This window comes from Rhizobium grahamii CCGE 502 (genome assembly GCF_000298315.2).
Lineage (GTDB): Bacteria > Pseudomonadota > Alphaproteobacteria > Rhizobiales > Rhizobiaceae > Rhizobium > Rhizobium grahamii.
The window spans coordinates 82,715-105,761 of record NZ_AEYE02000002.1 but is presented as its reverse complement, the minus strand read 5'-3'; the positions used below and the strand labels follow the sequence as shown (position 1 = coordinate 105,761).

The following is a 23,047-nucleotide window of genomic DNA, read 5'->3' as shown; positions in this document are numbered from 1 at the left end:
TTACTTCTGGCACCTGACGCTGCCGCTGATCTCGCTTTCGCTTGCCGCCTTCGCGACGACGACACTGCTGACGAAGAATTCCTTCATCGAGGAGATCAAAAAGCAGTATGTGGTGACTGCGCGGGCCAAGGGCCTGAACGAGCGGAAGGTGCTCTACGGCCACGTCTTCCGCAACGCCATGCTGATCATCATCGCTGGCTTTCCCGGCGCCTTCATCTCCGCCTTCTTCACCGGCTCGCTACTAATCGAGAACATCTTCTCGCTCGATGGGCTGGGGCGGCTCGGCTATCTCTCGGTGGTCAACCGCGACTACCCCATCGTGTTCGCGACGCTCTACATCTTCTCGCTGCTCGGCCTGTTCGTCAGCCTGATCTCCGACCTGATCTACACTTGGATCGATCCGCGCATCGACTTCGAGCGGAGGGACGTCTGATGGACACCGCCGCCAATCCAACGACCGCCACGCCGGTCAAGCCGCCGCGTAAGGGCCTGCTTTCGCCGACCAACATCAGACGCTGGAAGAATTTCAAGGCCAACCGGCGTGGCTACTGGTCGCTCTGGCTGTTCCTCGTGCTGTTCGTGCTCAGCCTGTTTGCCGAGTTCATCGCCAACGACCGGCCGATCGTCGCGTCCTACAAGGGCGAGATACTCTTTCCTGTGCTGGTCAATTATCCGGAAGAGAAGTTCGGCGGGTTCCTCGCCGAGACCGACTACCGCTCCGACGTGATCTCGGACGAGATCAACGCCAATGGCTGGATGATCTGGCCGCCGATCCGCTACTCTTATCGTTCGGTCAACTCGAATATCCCGCATTCGGCGCCGACCGCGCCCTTCTGGCTGATGAGCAAGGAGGAGCGTTGCTCCGGATATCCGCAGGGAGCGGCCGACCCCGGCTGCAACTTTGGCAACCTTAATTGGCTCGGCACCGACGATCAGGCGCGTGACGTGCTTGCCCGCGTCATCTACGGCTTCCGTATTTCCGTGCTCTTCGGCCTCGTGCTGACAATCTGCTCGGCCGTCATCGGCGTCACCGCCGGCGCGATCCAGGGCTATTTCGGCGGCTGGACGGACCTCTTGCTGCAGCGCTTCATCGAGATCTGGGCGTCGATGCCGGTGCTCTACATCCTCTTGATCATCGCGGCCATCCTGCCGCCCGGCTTCTTCGTGCTGCTCGGGATCATGCTGCTGTTTTCCTGGGTCGGTTTCGTCGGCGTGGTGCGCGCCGAGTTCTTGCGGGCGCGCAATTTCGAATATGTCAGGGCAGCGCGGGCGCTCGGCGTCGGGAACCGCACGATCATGTGGCGGCACCTGCTGCCGAACGCGATGGTGGCGACGCTGACCTTCCTGCCGTTCATCCTGTCGGGCTCGATCACCACGCTGACGTCGCTCGACTTCCTCGGCTTCGGCATGCCGCCGGGCTCGCCTTCGCTCGGCGAGATGATCGCGCAGGGCAAGGCCAATCTGCAGGCGCCGTGGCTCGGTCTGACCGCGTTCTTCACCATGTCGATCATGCTGTCGCTATTGATCTTCATCGGCGAGGCGGTTCGTGATGCATTCGATCCCAGGAAGACGTTTCAATGAGTGACGCTGCTGAAACACTGCTGTCCGTACGCGATCTCTCGGTGGCATTCCACCAGGGTGACGAAACATCGCTGGCTGTCGATCGCGTCTCCTTCGATATCCGCAAGGGCGAGGTCGTGGCGCTGGTCGGCGAGTCCGGTTCGGGCAAGTCGGTCTCCGCCAACTCGATCCTGCGGCTGCTCCCCTACCCCTCCGCAAGCCACCCCTCCGGCGAAATCCTGTTCAAGGGCAAGGACCTCCTGAAGGCATCCGACAAGGCGTTGCGCGAGGTGCGCGGCAACGACATCACGATGATCTTTCAAGAGCCGATGACCTCGCTCAACCCGCTGCACACGATCGAGAAGCAGATCGCCGAGATTCTCGAGCTGCATCAGGGCGTGACGGGACAGGCGGCGCGCAAGCGTATCCTCGAACTGCTGAACCAGGTGGGCATTCGCGAGCCGGAGAAGCGGCTGAAGGCCTATCCGCACGAACTGTCAGGCGGCCAGCGGCAACGCGTAATGATCGCCATGGCGCTGGCCAACCGGCCGGAGCTTTTGATCGCCGACGAGCCGACGACCGCGCTCGACGTGACCGTGCAGGCGCAGATCCTCGAACTGCTGCGGCAGCTGAAGGGCCAGCATGGCATGTCCATGCTGTTCATCACCCACGACCTCGGCATCGTCCGCAAGTTTGCCGATCGGGTCTGCGTGATGACCAAGGGCAAGATCGTCGAGACCGGCACGGTGGAAGAGGTCTTCCGCAATCCGAAGCACGATTATACCCGGCATCTCCTGGCCTCCGAGCCGCGCGGCGAACCGCCGGTTGCCGATTCTTCAAAGCCTGTGGTGATGCAGGGATCGGATATCCGCGTCTGGTTCCCGATCAAGGCCGGGCTGATGCGCAAGGTGGTCGATCATGTGAAGGCCGTCGACGGCATCGATCTGCAGCTGCGCGCCGGCCAGACGCTCGGCGTCGTCGGCGAATCCGGTTCCGGCAAGACGACGCTTGGCCTCGCGCTGACACGACTGATTTCCTCGCAGGGCCGGATCAGCTTTGTCGGCAAGGATATAGCCAGCTATTCATTTACGGAGATGCGGCCGCTTCGCAATCAGTTGCAGGTGGTGTTCCAGGATCCCTACGGCTCGCTCAGCCCGCGCATGTCGGTTGGCGACATTATCGCCGAGGGGCTCAAGGTGCATGAGCGCTCGCTCTCCTACGAAGAGCGCGACCAGCGAGTCTGCTGGGCGCTGGAGGAAGTCGGGCTCGATCCGCTGACCCGCTGGCGGTATCCGCACGAATTCTCGGGCGGGCAGCGCCAGCGCATCGCCATTGCCCGCGCCATGGTGTTGAAACCGCGCTTCGTGATGCTGGACGAGCCGACATCGGCGCTCGACATGAGCGTTCAGGCGCAGGTCGTCGATCTCCTGCGCGATCTGCAGAAGAAGCACGATCTCGCCTACCTCTTCATCAGCCACGACCTGAAGGTGGTGAAAGCACTGGCAAACGACGTCATCGTCATGCGCTTCGGCAAGGTCGTCGAGCAGGGATCGTCGGCCGATATCTTCGGCGCGCCGAAGGACGACTATACCAAGGCGCTGATGGCTGCCGCCTTCAACATCGAGGCGGTCCCGACGCCCACCGTCCAACAGTAAAGACGATCATGCCCGCAAAACCACCCATTCTCGTCGACCTGAAGTTCGACCCCGAAACCGTTGCCCGCATCCTGAAAACGGCCTTTGCGGATCGCGGCAGCATCAATCTCGCAGATCCCGTCAACAAGCATCGCGATCTGACCGGTATCGACTATGCGCTGCTCTGGAAGCCGGACGCGGACCTCTTCACGCGCGCCCCCAATCTGAAGGTCATCTTCTCCGGTGGCGCCGGCGTCGACAGCTTCATGAACCTGCCGGGCTTGCCTGACGTCCCCATCGTTCGCTTTTCCGACCGCAGCCTGACGACGCGAATGAGCGAATGGGTGGTGATGCAGTGCCTCATGCATCTCCGCCAGCAGCATCAGCACGATAAGGATCAACGCGCGCGCATCTGGGGCAAGCTGGTTCCGCCTGAGGCCGCCGAAATCAGCGTCGGCATCATGGGCCTCGGCGTGCTTGGGCAGGATGCGGCGTACAAGCTGAAGGTCATGGGCTTCAACGTCATCGGCTGGTCGCGCAGCCGCAAGGAGATCGACGGCGTCGAGACTTACGATTCCAGCCAGCTGGATGAATTCCTCTCCAAGACCGATTTCCTCGTGGGTCTGCTGCCGCTGACACCGGAGACCACAGGCTTCTACAATGCGGCGCTGTTTTCGAAGCTGAGGCAGGGCGGCGCGCTCGGCAAACCGGTGTTCATCAATGCCGGCCGCGGAAAGAGCCAGGTGCAGGCCGACATCGTCGCCGCGGTTAAGGGCGGCGTGCTCGGCGGCGCGTCGATCGATGTCTTCGCGGTCGAGCCGCTTGCCTCCGACGATCCGCTCTGGGGGCTGGAAAACGTGTTCATCACGCCGCACGATGCGGCAGTTTCCGATGAGACAGCACTCTTCCGCCACGTCGAGCGCCAGATCGCCCGCTACGAGGACGGCGAGCCGCTGCAATTCGTCGTCGATCGGCAGAGGGGCTACTAAGCGCCGGAACCATGCTGCTTTCCGTTCGTTTTTCTCCGAGGTGAGGTGGCGAGCCGATGACGGCTTGCGCGACATCGGAAGGAGGCAAGCATGGCTCAGCAGACCGAAACGCGCTGGGAAGAAGCGGACGGCAAGCTTCATGTCGAGGAGACGATTTCACCTGTGAAGGCAAAACAGGGCCGGACGGGAACCCGGATTCTCATGGTCTTGATCGTCGCGCTGGTGCTTGCCTTCATCGTATGGATTCCCGTCGAAATCTGGGGCAAGAAAGAGTCAGCGGACGTCGCGCCCCAGCAGCCGGGACAGCAGATCCAGTCGCAGCAGTCAGCACCGACACCATCGCCTTCGCTGCAGAGCGGCAATGCGGTGCCGACCGAGACACCGACTCAGCCGCCGGCGTCGAACACGGCGCCGGCAACGCCCAAGCCTCCTGCACAATAGGAACGGGCGGGTCAAGGCGGTCACACTACCAAGCTTCCTGTCGGACCGCCGGCGGGAAGCCTTTCTGTTTGCGCTGGACTTTACCGGCTGATTTTTCGATAAGAAAAGCACACGAACCGGTTTTCGTGCGCCGGTCGGCGCACCTTCCCCGGCTGGGAATGGGCGGAGTACATGGCCAAGACTGATATCGCACGGCGCGTCTACAATCACGCCTGGAAGCTCGATCCGATTGTTCGCAGCCTGATCGACACGGACTTCTATAAGCTGCTGATGCTGCAGATGATTTGGAAGCTCTACCCTGAGGTCAACGCCACCTTCACGCTCATAAACCGCACCAAGCGCGTGCTTTTGGCCGAAGAGATCGACGAGGGCGAACTGCGCGAGCAGCTCGATCATGCCCGCACCCTGCGTCTCTCCAAGAAGGAAACGATCTGGCTCGCTGGTAACAGCTTCTACGGCCGCGCGCAGATTTTCGAGCCTGAATTTCTTGCCTGGCTCTCGCATTTCCAGCTGCCGGAATACGAACTGTCGAAACGCGACGGGCAGTACGTGCTCGACTTCCATGGATCGTGGAAGGACACGACCATGTGGGAAATCCCGGCGCTCGCCATCATCAACGAGCTGCGGTCGCGCTCCGCCATGAAGGCGCTTGGACCGTTTACGCTCGATGTGCTTTATGCCCGCGCGAAAGCGCGTATGTGGGAAAAGGTGGAGCGGCTGCGCGAATTGCCTGGCCTGCGGATCTCCGACTTCGGCACGCGCCGCCGCCACAGCTTCCTTTGGCAGCGCTGGTGCGTCGAAGCCTTGAAGGAAGGCATCGGGCCTGCCTTCACCGGTACCAGCAACGTGCTGCTCGCCATGGATTCAGATCTCGAAGCCGTCGGCACGAACGCCCACGAGCTGCCGATGGTGGCCGCGGCCCTTGCCCAGACCGACAAGGAATTGCACAACGCGCCCTACAAGGTGCTGAGGGACTGGAACAAGCTCTATGGCGGCAACCTGCTGATCGTGTTGCCGGATGCGTTCGGAACGGCAGCGTTCCTGCGCGACGCGCCCGAATGGGTCGCCGATTGGACGGGCTTCCGACCTGACAGCGCACCGCCCGTCGAAGGCGGTGAGAAGATCATCGAATGGTGGAAAAAGATGGGCCGTGATCCGCGCCAGAAGCTGCTTATTTTCTCGGACGGCCTCGATGTCGACGCGATCATCCACACCTACAAGCACTTCGAAGGCAAGGTGCGGATGAGTTTCGGCTGGGGCACCAACCTCACCAACGACTTCGCCGGCTGCGCGCCGACCGAGATCTCCGGTCTCAATCCCATCTCAATCGTCTGCAAGGTCATTGACGCCAACGGCCGCCCGGCAGTGAAACTATCGGACAATCCGCAGAAGGCAACCGGTGACCCGGCGGAGGTTCAACGCTATCTGAAGTTCTTCGGTACGGAGGATCGCGTCGATCAGGCGGTACTTGTGTAGGCGCTAAGCCCGAGTCTTCCGCGCGGATCCCTGGGACATATTTTACAGCGGAGGACGGTTCGACATCCGATCCGACTTGCTACCCGGTGTTGCATTGGTTGAACCGCAGGACCCAATCTGCTGCGCACATTTCCTGGCCGTTCGAGAACCCGCCATCAGCCGATAGGCTCACTCTTCAAATCTCCGCGGGGCAGGATGTCGTCGAGCGAAGTTATGCCGCCGCCAAGGCTCCCTATGTCTGCTCCTACATGAAGCGGTAGCTTGAGCCGCTAGCCCTGAAAAGCAGACAGCAAAACGCGGTCTGGCAAAATGGGGCGTCAATCCCCATCTATGGCGCAAGAAATGGTCGCAGATGTCTGTGCCCATCGTTTGACTGGAAAGGACGTTTCCAATGACTGTAGAGCGTGCGGTACTGGCGGGCGGTTGCTTCTGGGGCATGCAGGACCTCATCAGGCGGCTCCCTGGCGTGGTATCCACTCGCGTGGGCTATACCGGTGGCGAGGTCGCCAATGCGACCTACCGGAATCATGGCAACCACGCCGAGGCGATCGAGATCCTGTTCGATCCGGCAAAGACCAGCTACCGGGACATCCTCGAGTTCTTCTTCCAGATCCATGATCCGACGACAATGAACCGGCAAGGTAACGATATCGGCGCCAGCTACCGATCGGCGATCTTCTACGCCGACGACGCTCAGCAAGCGACCGCCGAGGACACCATTGCCGACGTCGATGCCTCCGGCCTGTGGCCCGGAAAGGTTGTCACCGAAGTTGTTCCGGTCGGCGACTTCTGGGAAGCGGAGCCTGAGCATCAGGATTATCTGGAACGCATTCCTAATGGCTACACCTGCCACTTCGTGCGGCCTGGTTGGAAACTGCCGAAACGGCCCCGCAGCACGGCCGCCGCCGGATAACAGCGCGCTAGCTTGCCCGCGTGGCGTTCGAACGCGTACTGAGAAGAGGCCTTGCTGTTGGAGCAGGGCCTCTTGGTTTCAGGCGAATGGCTGGGGACAACAGCCGCCAACGCCGCCTCCGCAGCGAATGATCCGGTTCGTACCAACAATCGCCGGTCACGGTTGGTATACGTCACAGCCGCATCGTCCATAAGGGGTGCTTGAGTTCCTTTCCCAAAGCGCTACATTCGACTTACGGAATTCGCCTTCGATAGGCTGACCACGGAGGTACTGGCAGCCATCGTCGAGGCGGATTGAGGAAGGTCGGTACGATATCGTTCCGACCTTTTTCCTTCTCGCGGCTCATCTGAAGGCGGCCGTCACTTCACCCTACATCGTTGCTTTGCGAGGTACAGCGTCAGTACTCGCGAAAGGCTGGCTCAGACAATCGACCAGAAATGCGGGCTGAAACACGGGCGCTAGGCGCAAGCTTGCCGCTAAACAGCTGAAATGACGCAATCCTCGGAAAGCCAAATGGCGGACAGAGAGGGATTCGAACCCTCGGTACGCTTTCACGTACACACGCGTTCCAGGCGTGCGCCTTCAACCACTCGGCCACCTGTCCTTTGGCGGTCTGCATCGCGGCGGATGCAAATCGTCGGAACGGCCGCGATATATACCGATGAATTTTTGTCGATCAACCCAAATCTAACAGTTTTTTGACTTCTTGCGGTAAAAGTGCGCTCAGGCCCTCCATTGCAGCTCCACCCCTCCATAACTATCTTTTGTAGAGGTTGACGAATGACGCGGCTGGCCGGGAAAATACCTGGCATGTTTGATCGCCGGAGAGTTTGATGCGTTTCCTTTTGCGTTTGGCAAGTCTCGTTGCGCTGGCCGTCGCCGTCATCGCCGGTACGATTGATTCCATTCAGTCCGTTGCCGCCTCGTCGGTAGTCATCACTCCCATGGGTGACGCATGGCAGGACCTCAGCCCCTCGTCGCTGGAAACCCTGCAATCCACCGTCGCCTATTACATCCATCCGCGCTTCTACACGCTTGCCTTCCAATGGCTGATGCTCCAGCCGGCCTTTGCCGTGTTCCTGGTGCTGTCCCTGATGTTGTGGATGGTGGGCTACAAGAAGCCCCCGGTGGCTGGCCGCTTTGCGGCATGACAAGCGGTCTTGGCGAAGCCAAAAATGCCGAGAAAAATCGCAACCCGACGATGATTTTGTACAAAATTCAGCCCGCCTGAGCTGATTTTTGGCAATTGCGGCAAATCTTTACCAGTCGAAAAATTTCTCGTGAATTTTTTTTTGAGCCATGCAAGGATGCGCGCAGCCAGGCCTCCGGGGGGAGGTCGGTGGTTCCGCAGACATGCCTAAACGGCTTGCGGGAGGACCCAAACAATTAGAAACAATAGGGCTGCAACTCATGAAAAAATCCCTTCTGACTCTCCTGGCCGTGGCTGCCATGTCCACGACGGCGCTCGCCGCCGACGTCAAGCCGGCGCTCGTGTACGGCACCGGCGGGAAGTTCGATAAGTCCTTTAACGAAGCAGCCTACAACGGCGCTGAAAAGTTCAAGAAGGAAACCGGGATCGCTTATCGCGACTTCGAGCCGACCGGCGACACCCAGGGCGAGCAGGCCATCCGTAACTTCGCGAGCCGCGGCTTCAACCCGGTTATCGCCGTGTCCTTCGCCTGGACTTCGGCCATCGAGAAGGTCGCAGCCGAATTCCCCGACACGAAGTTCGTCATCGTTGACGCCGTCGTCGACAAGCCGAACGTCCGTTCTGTCGTCTACAAGGAAGAAGAAGGCTCCTTCCTCGTCGGCACGCTGGCCGGCCTCGCTTCGAAGACCGGCAAGGTTGGCTTCGTCGGCGGCATGGACATTCCGCTGATCCGCAAGTTCGAATGCGGTTATGAGCAGGGCGCCCGCTCGGTCAAGGCCGATGTCGAAGTGTTCCAGAACATGACCGGTACGACCGGCGCTGCCTGGAATGACCCGGTCCGTGGTGGCGAACTCACCAAGAACCAGATCGACCAGGGCGCTGATGTCATCTACGCGGCAGCCGGTGCGACCGGCCTCGGCGTCCTGCAGACAGCAGCCGACAACAAGAAGCTTTCGATCGGCGTCGACAGCAACCAGAACCACCTGCACCCCGGCTCCGTCCTGACCTCGATGGTCAAGCGCGTCGACCTTGCCGTCTACAACGGCTTCAGCGACGTCAAGGCTGACAAGTTCACGGCCGGCGTGCTCGCGCTCGGCGTCAAGGAAGACGGCGTTGCAGCCGCCATGGACGACAACAACAAGGCGCTGATCACGCCTGACATGCAGGCTGCGCTCGACAAGGCCAAGGAAGGCATCATCGCGGGGACCATCAAGGTTCACGACTATACCTCGGACAATGCTTGCCCGAAGTGATCCGTGACTGAGACGGGCGTATGGCGAACTTGTTTCGCCATACGCCCTTTTCGTATTTGGAGCCTGCTGTGACAGACACGCCCGCTATCGAACTTGTGGGCATCGACAAGAAATTCGGTGCCGTTCACGCCAACAAGGACATCAATCTTGCCGTTGCCAAGGGCACGATTCACGGCATCATCGGCGAAAACGGTGCCGGCAAATCGACCCTGATGTCGATCATCTATGGCTTCTACCATGCCGACAGCGGTGAAATCCGCGTCAACGGCAATCCCGTCACCATCAAGGACAGCCAGGCCGCGATCGCGACCGGCATCGGGATGGTGCACCAGCACTTCATGCTGGTCGACAATTTCACGGTGCTCGAGAACATCATGCTCGGCGCCGAGGGCGGCGCCCTGCTCGCTAAAGGCGTTTCTTCCGCGCGCGCCGAGCTGCGCCGCCTTGAGAAGGACTACGGCCTCGAAGTGAATCCCGATGCGCTTATCGAAGAGCTTCCGGTCGGGCTGCAGCAGCGCGTCGAGATCCTCAAAGCCATGTACCGCGGCGCCGAGATCCTGATCCTCGACGAGCCGACCGGCGTGCTGACGCCTGCCGAAGCGGACCACCTTTTCAAGATCCTTCGCGTCCTGCGCGACCAGGGCAAGACCGTCATTCTGATCACTCACAAGCTGCGCGAGATCATGGCGATCACCGACACCGTTTCAGTCATGCGCCGTGGCGAGATGGTTGCGACCCGCAAAACATCCGAGACGACGGTCGAGGAGCTGGCCGAACTGATGGTGGGTCGCCGCGTCCTGCTGCGCGTGCAGAAGGGCGAAGCCAATCCCGGCAAGGTGATCCTGTCGGCTCGTAACCTGACCGTTAGGGACAATCGCGGCGTCACCATGGTCGACAACGTGTCCTTCGATGTCCGCGCTGGCGAGATCGTCGGCATTGCCGGCGTTGCCGGCAATGGGCAATCCGAACTGCTAGAAGCAATTGCCGGCATCCGAAAGCCGCATTCCGGCGAGATTTTCCTCGACGGCCAGCCGATCGACAAGGCCGATCCGGCGCGGCTGCGAGAACTCGGTCTCGCCCACATTCCGGAAGACCGGCATCACATGGGGCTGGTACTGAAGTTCGAGGAATACGAAAATTCCGTCCTCGGCTACCACCGCAATCCCGCCTACAACAACGGCCCACTGCTCGACCTCGACGCGATCCGCAAGGACGCCATGGAGAAGATCGAGAAATACGACATTCGTCCGCCGAACCCGCGGCTGAAGACCGCTAACTTCTCCGGCGGCAACCAGCAGAAAATCGTCGTGGCGCGCGAAATCGAGCGCGATCCGACGGCACTGATCATCGGTCAGCCGACCCGCGGCGTCGATATCGGCGCCATCGAGTTCATTCACCGCCGGATCATCGAGATGCGCGACGCGGGCAAGGCGATCCTGCTCGTCTCCGTCGAACTCGACGAAATCCGCGCCCTTTCAGACCGTATCCTTGTCATGTTCGCCGGCCACGTGGTCGGTGAGAAGACGCCCGATGCCGGTGAACAGACCCTCGGCCTGATGATGGCCGGCATTGCCGCGTGAGGCCTTGATGAGCACTGCTTCCGTTCCACTTCCAAATTGGATCAACTACGGCCTCATCCCGCTGTTGAACCTGCTCGTTGCCTTCCTGATCTCCGGCTTTGTCGTCTGGCTGATCGGAGAGAGCCCACTTGCGGCTCTGTCGCTGCTGATCGAAGGCGCGCTCGGCAGCGGCGAAGGTATCGGTTTTACGCTTTATTACGCGACGAGCTTCATCTTCACCGGCCTCTCCGTTGCCGTCGCCATTCATGCCGGCCTGTTCAATATCGGCTCGGAAGGTCAGGCCTATCTCGGCGGTCTCGGCTGCGCGCTGGTAGCGCTGGCGCTAGACCACTATGTCCCATGGTATGTGACCATGCCGGTGGCGGTCGTCGGGGCTGGCCTGTTTGGCGCTGCCTGGGCCTTCATTCCCGCTTTCCTGCAAGCAAAGCGCGGCAGCCACATCGTCATCACCACCATCATGTTCAACTATATCGGCGCGGCGCTGATGGTCTACCTGCTGGTGCATGTGCTGATCGTGCCTGGCAAAATGGCGCCGGAAACCCGCACCTTCCTTGAAGGCGGCCAGTTGCCGAAGCTTGGCTGGCTGATGAACCTGTTCGGCGCCAAGCTTGGCGCCGCGCCGTTCAACGTCTCGTTCCTCATCGCTCTCGTTGCCGCCTATTTCGTCTGGCTGCTGATCTGGCGCACCAAGCTCGGCTTTGAGATGCGCACGCTCGGCGTCAGCCAGAGCGCCGCGGCCTACGCCGGCATTCCATACGCCCGTATCGTCATGATTGCGATGCTGCTGTCCGGTGCGCTTGCCGGCATGATGGCGCTGAACCCGGTCATGGGATCGTCCGCCCGTCTGCAGGTGGAGTTCGTCGGCGGTGCCGGCTTCGTCGGCATTGCCGTGTCGCTGATGGGGAGAAATCATCCGGTCGGGATCATCTTCTCCGCGATCCTGTTCGGCATCCTCTACCAGGGTGGTGACTGGATCTCCTTCGAGATGCCCAACATCACCCGCGAAATGATCCTTGTCATTCAGGGTCTCGTGATCCTCTTTGCCGGCGCGCTCGAATACATGTTCCGCCCCGCGATGGTTCGCGTCTACCAACAGTTCAAGGCCGCGTGAGGGGAACGGACGATGGATTATTATGACATCTTCATCAGCGTCCTGAGCTCCACGATCCGCCTGTCGATCCCGCTGATCTTCACGGCGCTGGCCGGTCTCTTCTCGGAACGTGCCGGCATCTTCGATATCGGCCTCGAGGGCAAGATGCTCGGCTCGGCGTTTGCGGCAGCCTGCGTCGCTTACCTGACGGGCTCGGCATGGCTCGGCCTCGGTGCCGGCATCATCTGCTCCGTGGCGCTCAGCCTCGTGCACGGCTTCGCCTCGATCACCAATCGCGGCAATCAGATCATCTCGGGCGTTGCGATCAACTTCTTCGTCGCCGGTATCACGATCGTTCTCGGCGGCGCTTGGTTCGGCCAGGGCGGCCGCACGCCGCAGCTGCTTCCCGAGGCTCGCTTTGTGCCGATCACGCTGCCGGGTGCCGATGCCGTCCGTGAAGTTCCGATCATCGGCCCGCTCTATGCCAACGTGATCTCGGGCAACAACATCCTGACCTATCTTGCCTTCGTCGCGGTGCCGCTTTCCTGGTGGATCCTTTATCGCACACGCTTCGGCCTGCGGCTGCGCGCCGTCGGCGAGAATCCGGGCGCTGTCGATACGGCGGGCATTTCGGTGAGCTGGCTGCGCTATCGCGCGGTCATGTGCGCCGGCATCCTATGCGGCTTCTCCGGGACCTATCTCGCGATCGCGCAATCGGCGGCTTTCATCAAGGATATGTCGGCCGGCAAGGGCTACATCGCGCTTGCGGCGCTGGTCTTTGCCAAATGGAAGCCGGTGCCCGTCATGTTCGCCTGCCTGCTCTTCGGCTTTCTCGATGCGCTGGCCAACTTCATGCAGGGCAAGCAGGTGCCGCTGATCGGCGAAGTGCCGGTGCAGATCTTCCAGGCGCTGCCTTATATCCTGACCTGTGTCCTGCTCGCCGGCTTCATCGGCGTGGCAATCCCGCCCAAGGCGGGTGGTGTCCCCTATACGAAGGAACGTTGAGAACATGTCCCACGATCTTTTCGAGGCCGCGCGCGGCGCGATGGCCTTCGCCCATGCTCCCTATTCGAAGTTCCCGGTCGGCGCCGCGATCCGCGCCGAGGACGGAAAGGTCTATACCGGCGCCAACATCGAGAACTTGTCTTTCCCTCAAGGTTGGTGCGCGGAACCGACGGCCATCAGCGCCATGATCATGGGCGGCGCCAAGAAGATCGTCGAAATGGCTGTCATCGCCGAAAAGCTGCCGCTCTGCCCGCCCTGCGGCGGCTGCCGGCAGAAGATCTCAGAGTTCGCTTCCAAGGATACGAAGATCTATCTCTGTGACGAGGTCGGCGTGCAGAAAACGATGACCATGGAAGAGCTTCTGCCGTTCAGCTTCGAGACTGAACTCGGATGAGCGCCGCGCTCGACGTGCTTGCCGGAAGGCTCGGCGGCCTTTCGCCGCGCTACGGTATCGTGCTTGGCTCCGGTCTCGGTTCGCTTGTCGGCGAGGTGACGGACGCGCAACGGATTCCATACCGCGACTTACCGGGCTTCCCGGTCAGCGCGGTTTCGGGTCATGCCGGAGAAGTGGTTGCCGGTTCGCTTGGCGGAGTGCCGGTTATCATGCTGTCCGGTCGCGTGCACTTCTATGAGAAGGGCGATGCTGGCGCGATGAGGCTGCCCATCGAAGTTCTCAAGGGTCTTGGCATCGAGACCCTGATCCTGACCAATTCCGCGGGATCGCTGCGAGACGATATGCCGCCCGGTTCGGTGATGCAGATTACCGATCATATCAACTATTCCGGCATGAACCCGCTGATCGGCGAGGAAAGCGATCGGCGTTTTGTCGGCATGACCAGCGCCTATGATGCCAGCCTTGCCGACAAGATGCGCAAGGCCGCCGAGAAACTCGGCATCCCCTTGTCGCAGGGCGTCTACATGTGGTTTTCCGGCCCAAGCTTCGAGACACCGGCTGAAATCCGCATGGCCCGTATCCTCGGCGCGGACGCGGTTGGGATGTCGACCGTGCCGGAGGTCATTATCGCGCGAATGCTGGGCTTAAGGGTTGCAGCGGCGTCGGTAATCACCAACTATGGAGCGGGCATGACAGGTGGTGAGCTGAGCCATGAGGAGACCAAGGACATGGCTCCGATCGGCGGCTCCCGCCTCGCCGCCATACTCAAAGAAATGATTGCAGGAGATCGCGCACAATGACCAGTCATTCCAGCAAGGAGACGGCCGCCGTCGCCCTTTCCCTCCTCGATCTCACCAACCTCAAGGATGATTGCACCGAGGCTCAGATCGACGCGCTGTGCGCCCGGGCGCAGACCCCTTATGGCAACACGGCGGCGATCTGCATCTGGCCGCGCTTCGTTGCCCGCGCCCGCGCCCAACTTGGTACCGCTCATCCGGTACGGATCGCGACGGTCGTCAACTTCCCCTCGGGCGAGATGGAAGTCGCCGACGTTGCAGCGGAAACCCGCGAAGCGATTGCCGACGGCGCCGATGAAATCGACCTCGTGATCCCCTATCGGAAGTTCATGACCGGCAGCGGCAGGGCCGTCACCGACATGGTCGCGGCCATCCGCGCCGAGTGCAAGGGTCCGATCCTGCTCAAAGTCATTCTCGAAACCGGCGAAATCAAGGATGCGGCGCTGATCCGTCGCGCCGCCGAACTCGCCGTCGAAGCGGGTGCCGACTTCATCAAGACGTCAACCGGCAAAGTCGCCGTCAATGCGACGCTGGAAGCCGCCGACATCATGCTTCGGGTCATTCGCCAAAGTGGTCGGAAAGTCGGCTTCAAGCCGGCGGGTGGTATCGGGTCGGTAGCCGACGCGGCGCTCTACCTGAGCCTCGCAGAAACGATCCTGGCACCCGATTGGCCGATGCCCTCCACCTTCCGTTTCGGCGCATCCGGTTTGCTCGACGACATTCTTGCCGTCCTTAGCGGTACGCAATCGGCGCCCGCCGCTGCATCGAGCTATTGAAATGATCCCGCAGGAGATCATCCGCCAAAAGCGAAACGGCGGAACGCTTTCCGAAGAGGACATCCAATCGTTCATTGCCGCGCTTGCTTCCGGTCAGCTCTCCGAGGGACAGATCGGCGCTTTTGCCATGGCGGTCTGGTTCAAGGGCATGTCGCGCGAGGAGGTGGTGGCGCTGACGCTGGCCATGGCGCGTTCCGGCGAAACGCTGAGCTGGACAGACATCGACAGGCCGATCGCCGACAAGCATTCGACAGGCGGCGTCGGCGACAATGTTTCACTGATGCTCGCGCCGATCGCGGCTGCATGCGGCCTGGCCGTCCCGATGATATCGGGTCGTGGTCTTGGCCACACCGGCGGCACCTTGGACAAGCTGGAGAGCATTCCCGGCTATACCATCACGCCTGATGCGGCTGTTTTCCGCAAGGTCGTGAAGGATGTCGGCTGCGCCATTATCGGCCAGACCGGCGCGCTTGCTCCCGCCGATGGCAAACTCTATGCCATCAGGGATGTAACGGCGACGGTCGACTCGATCCCTCTCATCACGGCCTCGATCCTTTCAAAGAAGCTCGCGGCCGGACTGCAGACGCTGGTGCTCGACGTCAAGGTCGGCACGGGCGCATTCATGGCCGAGCCGAAAGACGCAGAGATGTTGGCACGCTCGCTCGTCGATGTCGCCAACAGCGCGGGTGTGCGGACGTCGGCGCTGATCACCGACATGAACCAGCCGCTGGCGGATGCGGCAGGAAACGCCGTGGAGATCCGCAACTGCCTGGATTTTCTGGCAGGCAGAAAGAAGAACACCCGGCTGGAGGCTGCCGTTCTGGCGTTTGCGGCCGAGATGCTGATGGAATCCGGCGTGGCCTCCTCAGTGCAGGATGGCGAAACGCGAGCCGCTGACGCCGTTTCGTCGGGTAGGGCCGCCGAATGCTTTGCCCGCATGGTGCGCCTGCTCGGCGGCCCCTCGGACCTCCTGGAAGAGCCGGACAAATACCTTGTCCACGCGCCGGTAACCAAGGCGGTTCTCGCGACTCAATCCGGTTGGCTCTCCGGCTGCGACGTTCGTGAGATCGGCATGATCGTCGTCGACCTCGGGGGCGGACGACGGCATCCCGAGGACAGGATCGATCACCGCGTCGGGGTATCCGACATTTTGCCGCTTGGCACCCATGTCGAACAGGGCGATCCGATTGCGCTGGTACATGCAGCCAACGAGGATGCCGCAGACGCGTCAGTCGCCGCGCTGGCCGCCAACTACAGGATCGGCGAGCGTCAGCCTGTCATCCCCGATGTCGTTTGCGAGCGTATCGTGGCTATTGCTTCAAACTGAGCGATCCGCCCGCAACGGAATAGGAAGCAAGCTTCTTGAGGAAGCTCATGCCAACGAGCGTGGAGGTAAGGGCGTCATCTTTCAGCACGAAAGCTTCCACCTCCCGCACGCGGATGCCCCCGATTTCCACCCGATCAAGCGTCACATGCGCCGCCTTCGTCTGCCCATTCGCGGTATCGACCGAATAGCGAAAATCCAGTCGGTTGCCGGTATAGCCAAGGCGCCGGGCGAAGCTCTCGTTCAGAGCGACATAGGTTGCGCCCGTATCGATCAGGCCCTGCACCGGTCGACCGTTGATCTTGAAGTCTCCGGAGTAATGTCCTTGGGCGTCGGCTCGAAGCCGCATTGTGCCGCCAGCGGCGGCCGTGGCAGGCGCCTGATCAGCGCTACCGGTAACGAAGTTGGCCGAAAGAGCCACTTCGCCGCCACGCTTTCCCATGATGGATGGAACTTGCGTCGCAAGCACGGCGGCAACGCTTGCAAAAATGACGGTACGCACGAGCATCGGGACAGAAATCCTTCCTGTATAAACCCCGCGTCATGCGTGGCCATGCTTACAGGTCCTACACCATATTTGCTGACAAGTTGCTAATGCCGGCAAGGCAAATGGCCCGGCAAACTTGTCCGGGCCACAGGCAGCAATGAACTTGGTAAACGAATTGCGAATTACTTCGTGCCGTACATGCGGTCGCCCGCATCGCCGAGACCAGGCATGATGTAACCCTTCTCGTTCAGGTGGCTGTCGATCGAGGCCGTGAAGACCGGCACATCGGGATGCGCGTCGCGGAAGTTCTTGATGCCCTCAGGGGCGGCCAGAAGGCAGAGGAAGCGAATGTTATGCGCGCCACGCTCCTTCAGCTTATCGATCGCGGCGATCGACGAATTGCCGGTGGCCAGCATCGGGTCAACGACGATGATCAGGCGCTCGGAGATATCTTCAGGCGCCTTGAAGTAATATTCGACCGGCTGCAACGTCTCATGGTCACGGTAGACGCCGATATGCGAAACGCGTGCCGACGGCACAAGATCAAGCATGCCTTCAAGAAGGCCGTTTCCAGCGCGCAGAATCGACGCGAAAACCAGCTTCTTGCCTTCGAGGATCGGCGACTCCATGGTCTGCAGCGGTGTCTCGATGGTCTCCATCGTAAGCTCCAGATCGCGGGTCACTTCGTAGCAAAGCAGCGTCGAGATTTCGCGCAGGAGCCGGCGGAAACTCCCGGTCGATGTCTCCTTGCGCCGCATGATCGTGAGTTTGTGCTGCACAAGCGGGTGATCGATGACCGTTACGCCGTCCATGGCCGAGCCCTTCCTATCGTTGTTCGTATCGGATGTTTCTTTCATGGAAATTGCCTCCACCGCAAGAGCGGAGGCCATTTTGCAACGCTGATCCCCAGGGCTGGGGGATCACATCCGGGCAAACAGTGCCTGGCGCGTTGGCTCATCGACGAAGGCCGCTTCGATGCCGGTTCGGGTCATCTCGTTGATTGCGGCATCGTTGAAGCCGAAGGCGTCGGCGGCCAATTCGTACTCGCGCTCCAGCGAGGTATGGAAGAACGGCGGGTCGTCGGAACTGATCGTCACGCGGACCCCAGCCTCCTTGAGCTTTCGCAAAGGGTGAGATGCGAAGTCCGGAAAGACGTTCAGGGCAATATTCGAGCCGGGACAAACCTCCAGCACGGTTCCGAGATCGGCGAGCCGCTTGACGAGATCCGTGTCCTCGATCGCACGGACGCCATGTCCGATGCGCGAAGGCCTGACAACTTCGAGCGCATCGGCAACGCTGAAGGCGCCGCAGACTTCGCCAGCATGGATGGTAAGGCCGAGCCCGGAATCGCGGGCGATGTCGAAAGCACGTGCATAGTCGGCAACGCGACCCATCCGCTCCTCGCCGGCAAGATTGAAGCCGGTGATCAGCGGGTTCTTCGCCTTGGCCGCATATTCGGCTGCGCCGACGACACTTTCGGGGCCGAAATGCCGTTCGCCAGTGACGATCAGGCGCGCCTCGATGCCGCTTTTCGTCTTTGCTCGACGAATGCCTTCGCACACGCCCTCGATGTAGGCGTCTGCACCGAGCCCGATCCGCTTGCCGTGATCAGGAGAGACGATCAGCTCGCTGTAGATGGTGCCGATACCCGCGAGCTCATCCAGATATGATTCGGTCAGCAGCGCATAGTCTTCCTCGGTCTTGTAGACCTCGGAGACCTTGTCGTAGCACTCGAGGAAGCTCGCAAAGTCATGCCAGACATAGACGCCATCCGCGAGATACGCGCTGATGTCGATGTTGTATTTCCGGGCCTGCGCCAAGGTTAGCGCCGGCGGCGCGGCACCCTCCAGGTGGCAGTGAAGCTCGACCTTCTTCAAATGCGATGTCATAGAAAACTTCTCCCGTGTGCCCCCGGCGGAATCCGCAAGTGGCGGGCGATCGTCTCGCCAATGTCGGCGTAGGTGGTGCGAATGCCGATATCGCGAGATCGCATTCCAGGTCCATAGGCAATGATCGGCACGCGTTCGCGCGTGTGATCCGTCCCGCGCCATGTCGGGTCGCAACCATGATCAGCGGTCAGAATAACAAGGTCGCCGGGCTTCAGCTTGCCGCCGACCTCGGGCAGCCTGGCGTCGAAGGCTTCAAGCGCAGCGGCATAGCCCGCGACGTCCCGGCGGTGGCCGTAGACCATGTCGAAATCGACAAAGTTGGTGAAGACCAGTTCGCCATCTTCCGCAGTATCCATGGCCGTGAGGCTGGCGTCCATCAACGCCTCGTTGCCGTTCGCCTTGATCACTCGGGATACACCCTTATGCGCAAAGATGTCGCCGATCTTGCCAATGGCATGGACCTTGCGGCCTTCCTTCACAAGTCGATCGAGAAGCGTCGGCTCCGGCGGCGGCACCGAAAAATCGCGACGGTTTCCGGTGCGCTGAAACGTCGAGGCCGTTTCCCCAACGAATGGCCGAGCGATGACGCGACCGATGTTGTATTGGTCGAGCAGCGCCCGCGCGATCGCGCAAAAGGTCATCAGCCTGTCGAGGCCGAAATGTGTTTCGTGCGCGGCAACCTGGAAGACGGAGTCCGACGAGGTGTAGCAAATCGGCTTTCCGGTCCGGATATGCTCTTCGCCGTGGCGGGCAATGATGTCGGTGCCGGAGGCGTGGCAGTTGCCTAGAATTCCTGGAACATCAGCCGCCCTGCAGAGCGCCTCGGTGAGCTGCGCCGGAAACGCTTCGCCTTCCGTCGGAAAGTACCCCCAGTCGAATGTCACCGGCGTCCCAGCGATCTCCCAGTGACCCGATGGCGTGTCCTTGCCGCGGGAAACTTCGCTGGCGGAACCGAACATAGCGTAGGTTTTCTCTGGCACCGGCATCCCGGCCGGGAAGCGACCCGAGGCGGCCTTGGCAAGATGAACGAGACCCAGGGCTGACATATTCGGAAGCTTGAGGGGGCCGGAGCGCAATCCCTCGCGATCACCGGCACCGGCCGCGCAGAATTCCGCGATGTGTCCGAGTGTATTGGCACCCTCATCGCCATAGGCAGTCGCATCGGGCGCGCCGCCGACACCAAATGAATCCAGAACAAAAAGAAAGGCTCGCGCCATGCTCCACCCAGCGACAAAAATTGACGGCCCGCGTAGTGCGGGCTGCTGCTGCTCAAGCCTTATAACGGTGGAGGGCGCTTGGCAAACGAGCTTGGGACCTCAGCAATCGCCACACGTGACAGTCGGGCTCGCCCGCGGCAGATAGAGGTAGCTGCGGCTGATGGTGATCGTGCTGTCGTTCGGCACCAAATAGGGCGCGAACAAGAAGAGCTTGTAGGGAACGCTGAGTTCGGTGCGAACCAAGAAGGTATTGGCCTTCTTCATCTCGGTCGGTATCGTCGTGGCAGAATTTAATGCGTAAGGACGGCTGCCATCCTGTGCCCAGGACCATGCCACCTTTGGGGTTGCAGTGCCGTCGATCGCGATGCCAGTGATCTTCACCACGAGACCTGTGGAGCCATAGGGTACGAAAGCCGCAGTGGCGACCGCCGGCATGTCGGTGAGCCAAGCCTTGGTCACGCTTTTTTGTTGAGTCACGATGTCGGTAATCATCCCGGCCGCCCGACTGGCGCGCTTGCTGATGCTGAGACCAACGGTGATCTCAAAGGCGCCGACGTACAGCATCACTAGGATCGGGAACAGGATGGCGAATTCGATCGCACCCACGCCCTGGCGATCCCGAATGAAGCGTCTCGCGAGCCTGCGAAGTTGAATCACCGCGTCACGAGCTACCATCAGTACTGCTCGTTCTGGAAGGCTGTCGTGGCGACGATCAGGAAATAGGAGGAGGAGCCGTCGGTGGGGCGGACGCTGCTAATGTAAGGTCGAATCAGATCGGTGATAATCTGCCAGCGGTAGTAGGCCCTGACCATGTTGATCGTACCCGATCCGCCAGGCAGGTACTTGAAGTCAGAGGTCTTGATATCTGCATAGGTGCTGGTGGACGTTCTCGGTATCGTCGTGGGAACGGCGGCAAACGTGCTGAAGTTCTGCACGTCGATGAACAGTTTGCTTGGCGTCGCAACTTCCGTCGAAGAGCATGTTATCAGAATTGCGATTTCATTGCAGAACGCCGTCCGGAATGCCGTTGCATTCGTGTTTGCAGGTGTGATCTGTCCCGTCCGCATCTTTCTGCTCATCGTATCGACGGCATTGGACACCAATTGCTCACCCGCGAACGCGACGAACGTCTCGATGATGGCAAAGACAACCATGAAATAGGGAATAGCCAGGAGAGCGAATTCGATCGCCGCTGCACCGTCACGCGAGCGCGCAAATGCGGTCAATCGCGGCCTCTTCCACCGATGAAGGCGGGCGGTCGCGTCCGCTACTTGATCCGTTTCCTTCATGGCATGCATCCGAGGACAGCTACGACTACACTGTTGTAAGGTGTGATCGTTGATTTTCCGTTTCAGGTCGGATCAGAAGTTTAACGGAAAATGTCGTTTGATGACTGTCACTGGCCCGCGGCTGCGGTTTCAGCGCCCTGCTGGCTGTGCTGTTCGCAATTTGGGGTACAGGAAAGAACCGAACGCTCCGTCTGGCGGAAGACGCGGACCGTGTTTGCCTCGTCGATCGATACCAGGATGCTCTCATCCAGAATTGCGTTACCGTCAGCATCGAGCAGCACAAGGTTGGTCGTTCCGAAACTGCGCCCGGTAAGGACGATCGTCTTGGAATCAGCGACCGTTGCGTCCGCCACCTTTGCGTTGCCTACAATCACCTTGCTGACCGGACGGTCGAGCTTCAAAACGCGCGCTTGATCCATATAGACGCGCAATACGTCCTGTTGAGCGAGCGCGGATCCACCTAAGCCGAGGATGGCAAAAAAGCAGGCGGGAATGATCCTCTTGCCACTCGACGACATTTTCGATCTCTTTCGGGTTTCGGCGATTTCACGGAACAGGATGAGAAAAATTGGTGAATGAAGCCTTAAACCTATTCAAATTTGTCCATGATGCCGGCTTTGTGAACCAGATAGAAACAGCTTTTCGCTAGCGAAGTGCCTGCTTCCGGTCCTTGCGCGTTCGCGCAAGGTTATCTTTGGAACATCACAAGCGTCGATTACTGCGCGATATGCCAGATTTTCCTCAAATTCTAAGTAACCAGGAAAGAAAATACTTACCACGCCAGATCGTCTAGTCGTGTTTACGAACCGGTAACCCAACTCTTTAAGTTGATGGAAACAGGCTTTGGCTAAATTGTGGCAATCCGATCAACGGCAACAGTTGGCGGACGTGCTGAACCTCAACTGGAGTAGGAGTTACCATGACCAAGCTTGTTAGCCGTTTTCTGAAGGACGAATCCGGCGCGACCGCAATTGAATACGGCCTGATCGCAGCGCTGATCTCCGTCGCCCTCATCACCGGCGCCAGTGCACTCGGCGGCAAGTTGAACGTTCTGTTCAACAACCTTTCCGTGACCATGAACTCGGCAGCCTCCAAGGCTCCGGCTACCGTTCCCTGATCAGCGGCTTAAGGCGGCGGCGAGACCGCGCTTTGCCTAAGTGAAAATCGGGCTCACAGTTAACGCTGTGAGCCTTTCTATTCATGGGGATTCAACGGAATGATCTCGGCAGTCGTATTTGTGATTTTCCCGCTCTGCCTTGCCATCGCGGCGTTCTCTGACTTGTTCACGATGACGATCCCCAACCGTGCGTCAGTAATTCTCGCCGTGACGTTCCTCGGGGTCGCAACAACGACAGGAATGCCCTTCATTGTGTTGGGGACGCACTTGGTTGCTGCATTTGCAGTTCTCGCCGTCTGCTTTGTCCTATTCGCCCTAAATATCATGGGTGGCGGCGACGCAAAGCTGCTCGCCGCGGCGGCTCTCTGGTTCGGCTTTGGCCCGGCTCTTGTTGAATTTCTGGTTTATGTCGGCGTATTTGGCGGCATCGTCACTCTTTTGATCCTTCTGATCCGTACACAAGCCCATGTTATCCTGGCGGCCGGGCTACCGGTTCCGAGTTCGATTCTTCTCGCCAAGAAAATCCCGTACGGCATTGCTATCGCCGCGGGCGGCTTTATTGCCTTTCCCTCCTCACCGGTCTTTGTTGCGGCACTAGAAGGCCTGAAATAGCGCCATTTAAGCCTCCGTTAACTTAAGATCGAAGGTTTTCATTAACCATAATTA

The 23,047-nt window shown here is 60.2% G+C and carries 25 protein-coding genes and 1 tRNA gene; 18 read left to right on the top strand and 8 right to left on the bottom strand.

Features of this window, described 5'->3' with window-relative positions; translation table 11 throughout:
* The 7 genes from RGCCGE502_RS01135 to msrA form a co-directional block, all read left to right on the top strand.
* Positions 1-433, top strand: a 433-nt coding sequence (locus RGCCGE502_RS01135) for an ABC transporter permease subunit (RefSeq protein ID WP_016552323.1), incomplete at its 5' end; no start/stop codon positions are given.
* Positions 433-1,581 carry an ABC transporter permease gene (locus RGCCGE502_RS01130; protein WP_016552322.1) on the top strand — a complete coding sequence of 383 codons (1,149 nt, stop codon included), beginning with the start codon at positions 433-435 and terminating at the stop codon, positions 1,579-1,581. The genes RGCCGE502_RS01135 and RGCCGE502_RS01130, both read left to right, overlap by 1 nt.
* Complete coding sequence (locus RGCCGE502_RS01125; protein ID WP_016552321.1) at positions 1,578-3,215, top strand: ABC transporter ATP-binding protein; 1,638 nt, start codon at positions 1,578-1,580, stop codon at positions 3,213-3,215. The genes RGCCGE502_RS01130 and RGCCGE502_RS01125 overlap by 4 nt, the downstream gene beginning before the upstream one ends.
* Positions 3,216-3,223: 8 nt before the next feature.
* Positions 3,224-4,183 (top strand): 2-hydroxyacid dehydrogenase, encoded by a 960-nt coding sequence (locus RGCCGE502_RS01120; protein WP_016552320.1) that lies wholly within the window; start codon positions 3,224-3,226, stop codon positions 4,181-4,183.
* A 90-nt stretch (positions 4,184-4,273) separates the two neighbouring features.
* Entirely contained in the window at positions 4,274-4,624 is a 351-nt protein-coding gene (locus RGCCGE502_RS01115) for a hypothetical protein (protein ID WP_016552319.1), read from the top strand.
* 171 nt (positions 4,625-4,795) lie between these two features.
* Positions 4,796-6,100 (top strand): nicotinate phosphoribosyltransferase, encoded by a 1,305-nt coding sequence (gene pncB / locus RGCCGE502_RS01110; RefSeq protein ID WP_016552318.1) that lies wholly within the window; start codon positions 4,796-4,798, stop codon positions 6,098-6,100.
* A 391-nt stretch (positions 6,101-6,491) separates the two neighbouring features.
* Positions 6,492-7,013, top strand: a complete 522-nt coding sequence (gene msrA, locus RGCCGE502_RS01105; RefSeq protein ID WP_016552317.1) for a peptide-methionine (S)-S-oxide reductase MsrA — start codon at positions 6,492-6,494, stop codon at positions 7,011-7,013.
* A 514-nt stretch (positions 7,014-7,527) separates the two neighbouring features.
* Here the strand turns inward: msrA and RGCCGE502_RS01100 are convergent.
* Positions 7,528-7,617: transfer RNA gene (locus tag RGCCGE502_RS01100), tRNA-Ser, on the bottom strand.
* A gap of 229 nt (positions 7,618-7,846) precedes the next feature.
* On the opposite strand from RGCCGE502_RS01100, the gene RGCCGE502_RS01095 reads away from it, so the two are divergent.
* The 9 genes from RGCCGE502_RS01095 (at position 7,847) to deoA (ending at position 16,385) form a co-directional block, all read left to right on the top strand.
* Complete coding sequence (locus tag RGCCGE502_RS01095) at positions 7,847-8,164, top strand: hypothetical protein (RefSeq protein WP_016552316.1); 318 nt, start codon at positions 7,847-7,849, stop codon at positions 8,162-8,164.
* Between the two features lie 259 nt (positions 8,165-8,423).
* Positions 8,424-9,416, top strand: a complete 993-nt coding sequence (locus RGCCGE502_RS01090) for a BMP family lipoprotein (RefSeq protein ID WP_016552315.1) — start codon at positions 8,424-8,426, stop codon at positions 9,414-9,416.
* Between the two features lie 68 nt (positions 9,417-9,484).
* Positions 9,485-10,996, top strand: coding sequence for an ABC transporter ATP-binding protein (locus RGCCGE502_RS01085; RefSeq protein ID WP_016552314.1), 1,512 nt, complete (start codon positions 9,485-9,487; stop codon positions 10,994-10,996).
* Positions 10,997-11,003: 7 nt separating this feature from the next.
* Positions 11,004-12,107: an ABC transporter permease gene (locus tag RGCCGE502_RS01080; protein ID WP_016552313.1), complete on the top strand. Its 1,104-nt coding sequence runs from the start codon at positions 11,004-11,006 to the stop codon at positions 12,105-12,107.
* Between the two features lie 12 nt (positions 12,108-12,119).
* Positions 12,120-13,091: an ABC transporter permease gene (locus tag RGCCGE502_RS01075; RefSeq protein ID WP_016552312.1), complete on the top strand. Its 972-nt coding sequence runs from the start codon at positions 12,120-12,122 to the stop codon at positions 13,089-13,091.
* A gap of 4 nt (positions 13,092-13,095) precedes the next feature.
* On the top strand, positions 13,096-13,485 hold the full coding sequence (locus tag RGCCGE502_RS01070) for a cytidine deaminase (RefSeq protein ID WP_016552311.1): 390 nt from the start codon (positions 13,096-13,098) through the stop codon (positions 13,483-13,485).
* Positions 13,482-14,285 carry a purine-nucleoside phosphorylase gene (locus tag RGCCGE502_RS01065; RefSeq protein ID WP_016552310.1) on the top strand — a complete coding sequence of 268 codons (804 nt, stop codon included), beginning with the start codon at positions 13,482-13,484 and terminating at the stop codon, positions 14,283-14,285. Before RGCCGE502_RS01070 ends, RGCCGE502_RS01065 begins: the two co-directional genes overlap by 4 nt.
* Positions 14,282-15,058, top strand: a complete 777-nt coding sequence (gene deoC / locus RGCCGE502_RS01060) for a deoxyribose-phosphate aldolase (protein WP_016552309.1) — start codon at positions 14,282-14,284, stop codon at positions 15,056-15,058. Before RGCCGE502_RS01065 ends, deoC begins: the two co-directional genes overlap by 4 nt.
* A 1-nt stretch (position 15,059) precedes the next feature.
* Positions 15,060-16,385 carry a thymidine phosphorylase gene (deoA, locus tag RGCCGE502_RS01055; RefSeq protein WP_016552308.1) on the top strand — a complete coding sequence of 442 codons (1,326 nt, stop codon included), beginning with the start codon at positions 15,060-15,062 and terminating at the stop codon, positions 16,383-16,385.
* On the opposite strand, the gene RGCCGE502_RS01050 is transcribed toward deoA, so the two are convergent.
* From RGCCGE502_RS01050 to RGCCGE502_RS01020, 7 genes are all read right to left on the bottom strand, one after another.
* Positions 16,369-16,890: a TIGR02281 family clan AA aspartic protease gene (locus RGCCGE502_RS01050; protein WP_016552307.1), complete on the bottom strand. Its 522-nt coding sequence runs from the start codon at positions 16,888-16,890 to the stop codon at positions 16,369-16,371. The two genes, deoA and RGCCGE502_RS01050, sit on opposite strands and share 17 nt — an antisense overlap.
* Before the next feature lie 161 nt (positions 16,891-17,051).
* Positions 17,052-17,681 carry a uracil phosphoribosyltransferase gene (gene upp / locus RGCCGE502_RS01045; RefSeq protein WP_016552306.1) on the bottom strand — a complete coding sequence of 210 codons (630 nt, stop codon included), beginning with the start codon at positions 17,679-17,681 and terminating at the stop codon, positions 17,052-17,054.
* A 108-nt stretch (positions 17,682-17,789) separates the two neighbouring features.
* On the bottom strand, positions 17,790-18,758 hold the full coding sequence (locus tag RGCCGE502_RS01040) for an adenosine deaminase (protein WP_016552305.1): 969 nt from the start codon (positions 18,756-18,758) through the stop codon (positions 17,790-17,792).
* The gene (locus tag RGCCGE502_RS01035) at positions 18,755-19,975 is read right to left on the bottom strand and encodes a phosphopentomutase (RefSeq protein ID WP_016552304.1); all 1,221 of its coding nucleotides are present in this window, start codon (positions 19,973-19,975) and stop codon (positions 18,755-18,757) included. The genes RGCCGE502_RS01040 and RGCCGE502_RS01035 overlap by 4 nt, the downstream gene beginning before the upstream one ends.
* 99 nt (positions 19,976-20,074) lie before the next feature.
* Entirely contained in the window at positions 20,075-20,650 is a 576-nt protein-coding gene (locus RGCCGE502_RS01030; RefSeq protein WP_016552303.1) for a TadE/TadG family type IV pilus assembly protein, read from the bottom strand.
* The gene (locus RGCCGE502_RS01025) at positions 20,650-21,264 is read right to left on the bottom strand and encodes a TadE/TadG family type IV pilus assembly protein (RefSeq protein WP_016552302.1); all 615 of its coding nucleotides are present in this window, start codon (positions 21,262-21,264) and stop codon (positions 20,650-20,652) included. Before RGCCGE502_RS01025 ends, RGCCGE502_RS01030 begins: the two co-directional genes overlap by 1 nt.
* A gap of 107 nt (positions 21,265-21,371) precedes the next feature.
* Positions 21,372-21,782 (bottom strand): pilus assembly protein N-terminal domain-containing protein, encoded by a 411-nt coding sequence (locus RGCCGE502_RS01020; protein WP_016552301.1) that lies wholly within the window; start codon positions 21,780-21,782, stop codon positions 21,372-21,374.
* A gap of 401 nt (positions 21,783-22,183) precedes the next feature.
* On the opposite strand from RGCCGE502_RS01020, the gene RGCCGE502_RS01015 reads away from it, so the two are divergent.
* On the top strand, positions 22,184-22,381 hold the full coding sequence (locus RGCCGE502_RS01015) for a Flp family type IVb pilin (RefSeq protein WP_016552300.1): 198 nt from the start codon (positions 22,184-22,186) through the stop codon (positions 22,379-22,381).
* A gap of 99 nt (positions 22,382-22,480) precedes the next feature.
* On the top strand, positions 22,481-22,993 hold the full coding sequence (locus RGCCGE502_RS01010; protein ID WP_016552299.1) for an A24 family peptidase: 513 nt from the start codon (positions 22,481-22,483) through the stop codon (positions 22,991-22,993).
* Positions 22,994-23,047 lie beyond the last annotated feature (54 nt).

What these genes read in the sequence shown, in the direction of transcription:
- RGCCGE502_RS01040 (WP_016552305.1), bottom strand. Translation starts at nt 18,758, where the DNA reads ATGACATCGCATTTGAAGAAGGTCGAGCTTCACTGCCACCTGGAGGGT.
- RGCCGE502_RS01090 (WP_016552315.1), top strand. Translation starts at nt 8,424, where the DNA reads ATGAAAAAATCCCTTCTGACTCTCCTGGCCGTGGCTGCCATGTCCACG.
- RGCCGE502_RS01030 (WP_016552303.1), bottom strand. Translation starts at nt 20,650, where the DNA reads ATGGTAGCTCGTGACGCGGTGATTCAACTTCGCAGGCTCGCGAGACGC.
- RGCCGE502_RS01070 (WP_016552311.1), top strand. Translation starts at nt 13,096, where the DNA reads ATGTCCCACGATCTTTTCGAGGCCGCGCGCGGCGCGATGGCCTTCGCC.
- RGCCGE502_RS01035 (WP_016552304.1), bottom strand. Translation starts at nt 19,975, where the DNA reads ATGGCGCGAGCCTTTCTTTTTGTTCTGGATTCATTTGGTGTCGGCGGC.
- RGCCGE502_RS01025 (WP_016552302.1), bottom strand. Translation starts at nt 21,264, where the DNA reads ATGAAGGAAACGGATCAAGTAGCGGACGCGACCGCCCGCCTTCATCGG.
- RGCCGE502_RS01125 (WP_016552321.1), top strand. Translation starts at nt 1,578, where the DNA reads ATGAGTGACGCTGCTGAAACACTGCTGTCCGTACGCGATCTCTCGGTG.
- RGCCGE502_RS01065 (WP_016552310.1), top strand. Translation starts at nt 13,482, where the DNA reads ATGAGCGCCGCGCTCGACGTGCTTGCCGGAAGGCTCGGCGGCCTTTCG.
- RGCCGE502_RS01050 (WP_016552307.1), bottom strand. Translation starts at nt 16,890, where the DNA reads ATGCTCGTGCGTACCGTCATTTTTGCAAGCGTTGCCGCCGTGCTTGCG.
- RGCCGE502_RS01015 (WP_016552300.1), top strand. Translation starts at nt 22,184, where the DNA reads ATGACCAAGCTTGTTAGCCGTTTTCTGAAGGACGAATCCGGCGCGACC.
- pncB (WP_016552318.1), top strand. Translation starts at nt 4,796, where the DNA reads ATGGCCAAGACTGATATCGCACGGCGCGTCTACAATCACGCCTGGAAG.
- RGCCGE502_RS01075 (WP_016552312.1), top strand. Translation starts at nt 12,120, where the DNA reads ATGGATTATTATGACATCTTCATCAGCGTCCTGAGCTCCACGATCCGC.
- msrA (WP_016552317.1), top strand. Translation starts at nt 6,492, where the DNA reads ATGACTGTAGAGCGTGCGGTACTGGCGGGCGGTTGCTTCTGGGGCATG.
- deoC (WP_016552309.1), top strand. Translation starts at nt 14,282, where the DNA reads ATGACCAGTCATTCCAGCAAGGAGACGGCCGCCGTCGCCCTTTCCCTC.
- RGCCGE502_RS01020 (WP_016552301.1), bottom strand. Translation starts at nt 21,782, where the DNA reads ATGTCGTCGAGTGGCAAGAGGATCATTCCCGCCTGCTTTTTTGCCATC.
- RGCCGE502_RS01130 (WP_016552322.1), top strand. Translation starts at nt 433, where the DNA reads ATGGACACCGCCGCCAATCCAACGACCGCCACGCCGGTCAAGCCGCCG.
- RGCCGE502_RS01010 (WP_016552299.1), top strand. Translation starts at nt 22,481, where the DNA reads ATGATCTCGGCAGTCGTATTTGTGATTTTCCCGCTCTGCCTTGCCATC.
- deoA (WP_016552308.1), top strand. Translation starts at nt 15,060, where the DNA reads ATGATCCCGCAGGAGATCATCCGCCAAAAGCGAAACGGCGGAACGCTT.
- RGCCGE502_RS01080 (WP_016552313.1), top strand. Translation starts at nt 11,004, where the DNA reads ATGAGCACTGCTTCCGTTCCACTTCCAAATTGGATCAACTACGGCCTC.
- upp (WP_016552306.1), bottom strand. Translation starts at nt 17,681, where the DNA reads ATGGACGGCGTAACGGTCATCGATCACCCGCTTGTGCAGCACAAACTC.
- RGCCGE502_RS01095 (WP_016552316.1), top strand. Translation starts at nt 7,847, where the DNA reads ATGCGTTTCCTTTTGCGTTTGGCAAGTCTCGTTGCGCTGGCCGTCGCC.
- RGCCGE502_RS01115 (WP_016552319.1), top strand. Translation starts at nt 4,274, where the DNA reads ATGGCTCAGCAGACCGAAACGCGCTGGGAAGAAGCGGACGGCAAGCTT.
- RGCCGE502_RS01120 (WP_016552320.1), top strand. Translation starts at nt 3,224, where the DNA reads ATGCCCGCAAAACCACCCATTCTCGTCGACCTGAAGTTCGACCCCGAA.